7 protein-coding genes are annotated in these 9,500 nt (G+C 36.3%); 4 read left to right on the plus strand and 3 right to left on the minus strand.

From position 1 onward, the window contains the following. Positions 1 to 36: 36 nt before the first annotated feature. Together B154_RS0111060 and B154_RS0111065 are read left to right on the plus strand one after the other, a co-directional pair. On the plus strand, positions 37 to 510 hold the full coding sequence (locus B154_RS0111060) for a CYTH domain-containing protein (protein WP_018614216.1): 474 nt from the start codon (positions 37 to 39) through the stop codon (positions 508 to 510). A gap of 122 nt (positions 511 to 632) precedes the next feature. Further along, positions 633 to 1,388 carry a CHAD domain-containing protein gene (locus tag B154_RS0111065; RefSeq protein ID WP_018614218.1) on the plus strand — a complete coding sequence of 252 codons (756 nt, stop codon included), beginning with the start codon at positions 633 to 635 and terminating at the stop codon, positions 1,386 to 1,388. On the opposite strand, the gene B154_RS0111070 is transcribed toward B154_RS0111065, so the two are convergent. Next, complete coding sequence (locus B154_RS0111070; RefSeq protein ID WP_018614219.1) at positions 1,385 to 1,906, minus strand: GNAT family N-acetyltransferase; 522 nt, start codon at positions 1,904 to 1,906, stop codon at positions 1,385 to 1,387. The two genes, B154_RS0111065 and B154_RS0111070, sit on opposite strands and share 4 nt — an antisense overlap. A gap of 341 nt (positions 1,907 to 2,247) precedes the next feature. Between B154_RS0111070 and B154_RS0111075 the strand changes: the two genes are divergently transcribed. Beyond that, positions 2,248 to 3,264 carry a glycosylasparaginase gene (locus B154_RS0111075; RefSeq protein ID WP_018614220.1) on the plus strand — a complete coding sequence of 339 codons (1,017 nt, stop codon included), beginning with the start codon at positions 2,248 to 2,250 and terminating at the stop codon, positions 3,262 to 3,264. A gap of 26 nt (positions 3,265 to 3,290) precedes the next feature. Here the strand turns inward: B154_RS0111075 and B154_RS28320 are convergent, their stop codons facing one another. Both B154_RS28320 and B154_RS0111090 read right to left on the minus strand, forming a co-directional pair. Continuing rightward, complete coding sequence (locus tag B154_RS28320) at positions 3,291 to 6,506, minus strand: CBM96 family carbohydrate-binding protein (RefSeq protein WP_018614221.1); 3,216 nt, start codon at positions 6,504 to 6,506, stop codon at positions 3,291 to 3,293. A gap of 753 nt (positions 6,507 to 7,259) precedes the next feature. Next, on the minus strand, positions 7,260 to 8,573 hold the full coding sequence (locus B154_RS0111090) for an ammonium transporter (protein ID WP_018614223.1): 1,314 nt from the start codon (positions 8,571 to 8,573) through the stop codon (positions 7,260 to 7,262). 315 nt (positions 8,574 to 8,888) lie between these two features. Here B154_RS0111090 and B154_RS0111095 point away from each other — a divergent pair, with 315 nt between their 5' ends. After that, positions 8,889 to 9,089 carry a hypothetical protein gene (locus B154_RS0111095; protein ID WP_018614224.1) on the plus strand — a complete coding sequence of 67 codons (201 nt, stop codon included), beginning with the start codon at positions 8,889 to 8,891 and terminating at the stop codon, positions 9,087 to 9,089. Positions 9,090 to 9,500 lie beyond the last annotated feature (411 nt).

A 9,500-nucleotide genomic window follows, 5' to 3' on the forward strand; every position in this document is an offset into this window, starting at 1 on the left:
AAATTTAAATATTGTCTTACTTTAATTAAATAACATATGGGAGTTGAAATTGAAAGAAAATATTTAGTTAATAAGAATAACTGGGATAAACTTATTAAAGACGACAGACACTTTATAAAGCAAGGCTATATTATCAATAGCCCCGGTAAAACCATTAGAGTAAGGCTCACTGATAACAAAGGGTACATTACTATAAAAGGAGTTTCAACAGGTGCATCAAGACCGGAGTTTGAATATGAAATTCCTGAAGATGACGCCAAACAACTGCTTGATAACTTTTGCACATCTGCTATCAGTAAAATAAGAAACAACATAATTTATAACGGTAAGTTTTGGCAAGTAGATGAATTTTTAGAAGATAATGAAGGATTAATCATCGCCGAAATTGAACTTGCCGATATTGATGAAGCATTTGATTTACCAGTTTGGATTACAAAAGAAGTTACCGGTGAAGAAAAATATTATAACTCCTACTTGTCGGTCCATCCATTTAAAGAATGGAGAAAATAAAAGGAACATTTTTATAAATTACCAATCTATCACAACTTTAAATTAGTTAATGAGCTTTTATTATTATATTCATTGCACAAAGTCTTTTAGTACGAAAAGGATAAGCTGTTGATTTATTAAGTATGGCAAAAACAAAAAAAATACAAAAATTTCTCAATCTGCAATGGGATGAAATGAGGAATAACTTAGATAATCTCTGCATATCGTGGAACGGTGAAAAGCTGCACAATCTTAGGTTGAATGCTAAGAAAACAAAGGCGGTTGTTAGCTTACTAAAAAACTGTTCGTCCAAGAAAAGAAAGTTTTCAATAAAAAAACTTAAAGAATTATTTGATCATGCAGGTGAGATAAGAACGGCACAATTAAACGTAGAAGCTTTACATGAAAATAATATACAAAATGAAAATCTTGAAAAAGAACAAAACGTAATTATTGAAAGAGAGTCAGATGAATTGTGCAAAAGAAAAAAGACTTATAGCAGGAATATTAAAAAATTGAAAAAAAGTATTTCATTGCGTTCAGTTAAAATCAAGAACAGAAGAATTAAATCATACTACCAGGAAAGCCTTGAACAATTGAAGGGAAATTTTTTACCACCAATAAAAGAAGATCTTTGGCATGAGAGCAGGAAAATAATTAAAAGACTTCTGTTTGCGTTGACCGCACTACCAAAAAACCTGCAGCAAGAAATAAATTTTGATAAAAAATACTTTGATGAACTGCAGGATAAAATAGGAAAATGGCACGATACAATTATTGCTCTTAATATGCTTCCTGCTAATGATCCAGGTTATCAGTTGCTGGACAATAAAAAACAAATGCAACTGGAAGAACTCGTTACTTTAACGAATTCCATTAATGAAAAAGCTGTTTCTTAATTATTCATCGAAATATCCTTTTGAAGAATCATAAACTCCAGCGGGAGTTTGGGCTTACCAAATTTCTCATCTTTTGGAAAAGGTTGTCTTAAACCTGTTTCATAATATCCATGTCTTTTGTACCAGTTAATCAGTTCATGCCTGCTCGTAATGACTGTCATTACAATACTCTTGCAACCCTCTTTTATAGCCTTTTCTTCAGCAGCCTTTAGCAAAAGTTTGCCTATTCCTTTTGCCTGCACATTAGGCGCCACTGTAAGCATACCTAAATAAAGATGTTCCCGCTCCTTTTTCAAATATACACATCCAATTATCTCCTGATTCTCATTTGTGCATGTAAGCATAACCGAATCCGTTTCGTTTAAATAAGTGGTGAGTGTAGGTTGATCAATACGAATACCATCAAATAAGTCTGCTTCTGTTGTCCATCCTTTTCGGGAAGTATCGCCACGGTAAGCGCTGTTAACGAGGGCACATATTTGCGATATATCTTTATTTGAGGCTTTAGAAATGTTCATAATGATTAAGCGAAACGTATGCAAAGAAAGGGCAAAATCAAATCTATCTTTTTATTCAGTTTTTGCAACATTTAATTTCAATTATTAAGTGTCTGAAACGGCTTACTAAAAAATAATTGAAATCAGCTCGGAAGTATTTAAAATGATTATAAGAAAGAATGTGCCGACTTTATAAACCTTTATAAAAATTATAAATAAATACATATTCTAGGGATAGAATATTACTTTTCAACATTTATAATAAATCAAATTATTCCTGTTCTGATTTTTAAAATTCCCGCATCTTTGTAGGGCACTTACTATCAACATAAGAAATTATTTTACTGATAAGAAAATCATTTATGCTCAATCGCCGTAGATTTTTACAATCGTCTTTTCTTGGATCATCATCATTGTTAGTTAATAAATACAAATTTGGCGAATTAAGTTCTCAAGGGCCAATTGTTTTATCAACGTGGTCACCAAACGTAAAAGCAAATGCGGCCGCATGGACTGTATTGGAAAAAAACGGCAGAGCGCTGGATGCTGTGGAAAAAGGTGTGCGGGTGACAGAGGCAGATCCATCGGACCAAAGCGTTGGATATGGCGGCTTACCAGACCGGGATGGTAAAGTAACACTAGATGCATGTGTAATGGATGAAAATGGCAATTGCGGTGCTGTGTTTGCTCTCGAAAATATAATGCATCCTGTTTCTGTTGCGCGATTGGTAATGGAGAAGACACCGCATGTCCAGTTAACAGGTGAAGGAGCTTTACGATTTGCACTTTCACAGGGATTTAAAAAAGAAAATTTGTTGACGACGGAAAGCGAAAAAGCTTGGAGAGAATGGTTGAAGACCTCTCACTACGACCCAATGATCACTGTTGATAATATAGAAGAAGAAATCAACAAACAAAAGCCAAAAGAAGTAAAAGGGCAAATTAATAATCATGATACGATAGGGATGCTTGCAATTGATGCGGCAGGAAACCTTAGCGGTGCATGCAGCACAAGTGGAATGGCGTACAAAATGAGTGGACGAGTTGGAGACTCTCCCATCATCGGGGCCGGCTTATTTGTAGATAATGAGGTCGGAGCAGCTACGTCTACAGGAGTTGGTGAGGAAGTGATAAAAATTTGTGGGTCGCATACAGTTGTCGAACTTATGCGACAAGGCCTTTCACCTGAAGAAGCATGCAAAAAAGCTGTTGAACGCATTGTAAAAAGAAACGGTATAAATGCTAAAACTATACAGGTAGGGTTTATTGCGCTAAACAAAAAGGGAGAATATGGCGGTTACTCAATAATGAAAAAATTTGATTATGGTGTGAGAAGTTTTCAGGGAGAAAAAGTATATAATGCTAAAAGCATTTATTAAATAATCATTGAAATATTATATAAGCATTATTGAACTATCAATTTAATCAACTCAACTTTTAATTCAGAAGTTATTTTAAGAAAATAGGCCCCTGGTTTCAGAGCTAGGTCTGCCAGGTTGATGTCGATATTTGTTCCGCCTGCCGCTAATTTGTAGGTGCCTATTTGAGATATTTTACCAACCGCATCAACAATCTGCATTGTCTGGTTTCCTGAATAGTTGGCAGGAAAATAAATATTAAATCTTTTATGAACTGGATTTGGAAAAACCTTCGGACTTCTATAATTACCAGTAAAAGCCAGTTTTGTATTATCAGTTGTGATAACTTCTGAAGGGTCGTCACAGGATGGCCTGGAATGAGAATTTTGAATAGGTGCAGAACTAATTAATGCTTTGGCAGAAGCTATTGTTACTGTGTCAATAGTTAAAAGCAATTGAGGCTTGTTCAGTGCATTTTCTCTACTATTAAATCTTACTTTTTTATCTCCAAGAGTTGCATCTTGTAGCGACAGGCTTACAATTTTATCTCCGGCCAAGTGATCTCTTACAAACTGGGTGACATCTATTTCGTAATATTTTTTTTCATAGTTGCAAGCCACAGAGCCTAGAGCAGTTCCCGTAACGGAAGGAGCATTATTCCATGTAATGCCATTTTCCGTCCAACGCTGTTCTACTGCAAAGGCTGAAATGTTCACCATCCCAAAGCTTTCAATGTTGTTACCATACAATTGCAGAATAGCACGATAAACATGTTTTATAGTATCGGGAAGTTTAAATGAAAGGTAAGCTGACCGGTTAAATCGAATAGCAGTAGAACCTTTTATAATTAAAGAATCTGCATTACCATAATTTTTAGCTGCAGAATCTCCTGCACGTGTATAAGCATCTTCGATCGGTAGTAATGTTTTTTTAACTGCCGCTATTATTACCTTTCTTGGCTTTAGCAACATAATCCTGCCATCTCCTCCAATTTCAGAAACGTATATATTTCCGGTGGTTGTATCTTCAGTCATATCTAAAGGATCATTAAAACCCGAAAAGCCTTCTATTGAATAACCTTCTGTGGCGCTAACAATATCATTATTCGGGCCACCCGGCGTAAGGGTTATAATGTCATCATGCTGGCTATAACGTACTACCAGCAATTTTCCTTTCAACGCTCCGTTAAAACTATTACTCTTATATTCTATCACGCCATCAGGAGATGCATTTGTTTGAAAGTCATAAGAATATCCACGATAATTTGCATCGTGTGCTGTCCCTAAGGGATAATCTCTTACCTGTGCGGGATCTATGGGATCCGTAGGATTGCCTCCATTCATTACATACTCTCCCCTTAAAGGATTGGGATGACCGTAATATCCTCCATTTACAACTCTGAATAAAAAGTCCTTTTGCGTTTGCTGAACATTTGTCAATGCAGGAACCGAAGGACCATTATAAACAGAACCGTCAGGTCGAAGAATACCATTTACAGAAGCAGGCGTATTGCCTCCAGCAGCAGAGCCATTGGTTGGTACGTAAAGACTGCCGTTACTATGCCAAACGAGATCATAAGCATTCCGAGTACCGGAAGCATAAATGGTCAAAGGGGCATTTGGGTCGTAAGGATTGTAAGTGCCTCCTGTTTCAGCAGTACGCACATCAAGTGGAGTATGGCCGAGTTTGGAAACATCTAACCGAAGAACAGCAGCGGAAAGCAGGCGCTCATCCCTATATCCCCAGGTCTTGTCCCTGTACCCCATAGCGGATGTACTACCCTGAGTAAAATACAAAGCCAGGTCAGGACCAAAAGCGATGCTGTTGGAAAGATGATCTTTTTTCGACCTTGGCAGATTAATTAATATGTCCTCAACCGTCTCAAGGTTAGGACCGCTAAGTCTTGATAACTTTCCATCCATATCGGGTCCGTTTATAAATACGTAGCTGTTATGGGTAACCCAGGCTACAAGGTTAGTCGCGGTGGAGGAAGGGTCAAAAGCAAAACCAATAGCAAGCCTTTGCATGCGGCTGCCGTAGGCGTCCTGCAAAGAGAACAATAGTTCTGGTGCTGTAAGTGTACCATCAGGGTTTATAATAAATCTTTTAATTACTCCGTCAATTGTTAAGGCATATAATTTTCCGTCAGGGCCAATAGTAAGACTTGTGTGTTGACCTGAAGCATTAGGCAGCTCGTTTCTGTCAAATTTAACGGCAGTTAGATCACCTCCCGAACTTGCCCCAGTTGTAAAGGTGCTCGAATAAGGAATGAATGAAGAGTCTGATAAATCCTTTACCCCTGCGCTTATAGTGAATCTATATGTTGTGCTTACTTTTAGTGGATTAGCGGGCACTAAAGTTATTGCATCTCCCCCACCCGTACCATTAACATTTGATGGTACTACAGCTCCAGTCCCTTCTTCGGTCAGGTAAACAGTACTTGTTGTAATGGTAGCATTATTTATTCCACCGTTTGGCAGTTTTAAAATACTTGTTGATATAGAAGTATTTTCGCTGACATTTACAGAACTGTTATCAGGATTTACCGCCACAACTGAAGGCCTTTTGATCCTGGAAGGTCTTACAATAATCCAATTTATTTTTGTATTGCTGCCTCCTATTGCATCAACCGTTAAAAACCCATCAGAAACCGATACAATAACAGTTGCAGACTTAAACTTGGTGGTTGAGTTTGGAATAAAACTGTTAATGGCGTTTATACCTTCAACATTTATTGAATGTCTGCTATTGGTACTTATGTCATCCCCGACAGAAACAGTTACTTCATAATTTCCGTTGACGACCCTTGCTTGCCATATACCTTCAATACGGGTTCCTTTAAATACATAGGAAGATAAATCCTCGCCTTGCATATGTATGAAAGTTGATAACAAAGTATCTTGAGGAGAAATCCTTTTACGGGTATTTTTAGTAAGGTCGAGAGTTGTTTTATCCAATCTTTTTATCCACCCATAAGCCATTCCATTGCCTTGATACGCAGAACTGCGTAAGCCAAATGGTTGGCCGAAATCACTAAGCCAACCGTCAGGAGGTATTGTAGCAGAATCTTGAAAATTAACTTTAAAATTTGCCAATCTACCTGTTGTGGTTATTATTACATTTAATTGAATATTAAGAACTGCACTATCATACTCCGATGCAGAAGCAGTTACAACAGCATAATAAGTACCAACCGCAAGGCTTGCGGCATCAAAATTAAAAGAGATTTCAGATCCTGTAACATAGTCAATACCATTAAGCATTTTACCATTTACTGTAAGCCATATTGGTATATTACCAGAGCCATCAACAGCATTTAATTTTGCACTGACTGGATTTTTGTCAGTGGTTACAATGTACTCAGACAGACTCTGAGAACCTCCTTGTTGTACTTCTGCCGTCTCTGAAGATTGGTTAATAATATAGACTGCGTGGCTGACTGAGCTAAAGCCGGGGAGCTCATGTTTTCAAAAACAAATACAACGAAACAACCTTTTAAGATAAATGAAAGTATAAATCTCTTCATATACTTTTCTTTTCCTATTAATTTAATAAATGGAGGATAAAGCAGAAAGTAAAAACGATGCTGTTATTAATAGGCTTGCACAAAAATCACGGGGGATGGAACTATTTAAAATAGTAGTATAAATATAAACTATAGATTTTGCAAATGCAATAGGCATTATTTTTTCAAAAAAAGTTTTTAAATCAGTTGTAATTTTTTTTAAAATAAAACAGCAAAATTAGGGTGTGCTATGCTTAAGAAGATGAGCATTTAATGCCTTTAAATTACAATTGAGCTTTTTTGTTTTTCGGTTCCTCAACCAAGTACCTTCGTTTTAGAAGAAAAGCCCATAATTTTTTATTTGATTTGATTTGATTTGTTTCGCTTGGTTGGTATTTACTAATACCAGACAGGCGGCTTTTTTTAATAAACTTCCTTCAATTATAAAACGAATAGAAGCGTTTTTATTTTAATAATGGAGGTCGTAACAATTGTGCAGTAAAAATTCTTTTTATAAACTCTCTCCATGCTGACTTAAATCTAATCCCTGAAGTTCTTCACCTTCAGTTACTCTTAAAGGTGTTATTAAATCTGTCACTTTAAGCAAAATAAAAGAAGCGCCGAAGCAAAACGCCGACACGGCAATCATTGCGATTAATTGAATGAAGAAAAGTTTTTTTTCACCAAAAAGAAGTCCGTTATCTACTACAGCACTATTTATATTTCTGTTCGCAAAGACACCTGTTAATAACATTCCCACAATTCCGCCAACACCGTGGCAAGGAAAGACATCCAACGTATCATCCACGGAAGTACGTGTACGCCATTCAACCATCATATTACTTATAATACTTGCGACAATACCTATGGCCAAAGCATGTGGAATACTGACAAAACCTGCCGCAGGAGTAATAGCGACGAGACCTACAACAGCTCCTATACAACTTCCCATTGCTGAGGGAAGGCGACCACGCATAGCATCAAATATAATCCACGCAAAAGCTGCTGCTGCAGAACATGTCATGGTTGTTGCCAAGGCAGTTGCTGCAATATTATTTGCACCAAAAGCCGAACCAGCATTAAACCCAAACCAGCCGAACCACAGCAACCCTGTTCCTAATATCACATAGGTTATACGTGCTGGTTTATGTGTCATACTATTTCTCGATTTTAAATAAATAGCAGAAGCAAGGGCAGCCCAGCCAGCGCTCATGTGCACCACTGTTCCCCCCGCAAAATCCAGCACACCAAACCTCGCTAAAATACCGTCAGGATGCCAGGTAGCATGCGCAATTGGGCAATAAATAAATAAACTAAATAAAACAATGAAAACAATATAAGATTTGAATCGAATTCGTTCTGCAAAAGCTCCCGTTATTAATGCAGGAGCTATAATAGCAAACTTTAATTGATAAAAAGCAAACAGTACAAAAGGTATAGTAGGAGCCATTTTCCAGGGTGCTCCCTCAATAACTCCATGCATTAAAAAATAAGTTTTGGGGTTGCCAAAAATGCCTATAACTGAGTCGCCAAAAACAAGACTAAAACCTACTAAAACCCATAATACCGTTATTACAACCATGCATATAAAACTTTGCAGCATTGTAGAAATAACATTTTTCTTGTTAACCATTCCACCATAAAAAAAAGCGAGGCCGGGTGTCATTACCAGTACTAAGGCTGAGGATGTTAGCATCCATGCAGTATCGGCACCATTTATTTGACTGATGCTTTTCACTTGTGCAACATTACCTGAAAAGGCTACAATTAAAACAACAAGAAGAAACATGACAATAACCGGGAACACAATCGAACGGGAAACCATAATTAAAAACAGTTTTAATACATTTATAAAGGATTGCTGTAAATAAAAGACTTTAAATAATACTGAAGCAAATAAATTTTAAGAAATACCAGATCTCATTAACGAAGAGCTGACCAATCGCAAGAAATTAAATTACATTTTGGAACAGGTTTTAAACGGAAGGATCTCTTTTACTTTTACCTAGGAAGGCATAATATGTATGAATTGTAAAAATAAAAACTGAAGTTAAAAGAAAAGCGTTTTCAAGGTTTTGCTCGTCTTAAAACCCTACTTTGCCGCGGTAACCGAATTTATTAAATGGCATAAGCGAAACAAATGAAAACAATAGTAATTATCTTATTTGCTGTAACAATAGCGAAAGTCAAAGCTCAGGATAACAAAAGAATATATTGGAAATTTGCAGACAGTATGTGGATGAAACAACTTCAAGGTGACACGACTGCAAAGAACAGGTATATCGACAGCATGGCTAAGTATAGCAGACTAGATGCTGTAGCAGGTAAAAGACTAAAATGATTTTATAAATGTTTATAAAAAATAGTTTTACAATTTTTATATTTAAAAAACCGCCGGACTAAATGCCCGGCGTTTTTTGTTTTACTAACTTCGCCAAGCTTTTTCCATTTAATGCGCCTGTGGTCAAACTAATAATAAGCGTATTGTAATATTTCTCGTGCTTTAATTTTTTTCAATACCGCATTGCATTAAGCCCACAACTATAGTAATCAAAACAAATTATCATTACTTTTTCTGCAACGGTATTTTTAAAACTTTTACTGTTGGCAAGAATATTGAATTTAAAAACATTTAAAAAGCAGTAAAATGTAGATTACCAGTGAATTATAATTTGTTATTAATAAAAAAAATAGAAATTAGAGGCTAAAATATCTAAACCAATAACTTAAAAAACCTCGTTGGGAAAATTAC

Source organism: Segetibacter koreensis DSM 18137 (assembly GCF_000374045.1).
Lineage (GTDB): Bacteria > Bacteroidota > Bacteroidia > Chitinophagales > Chitinophagaceae > Segetibacter > Segetibacter koreensis.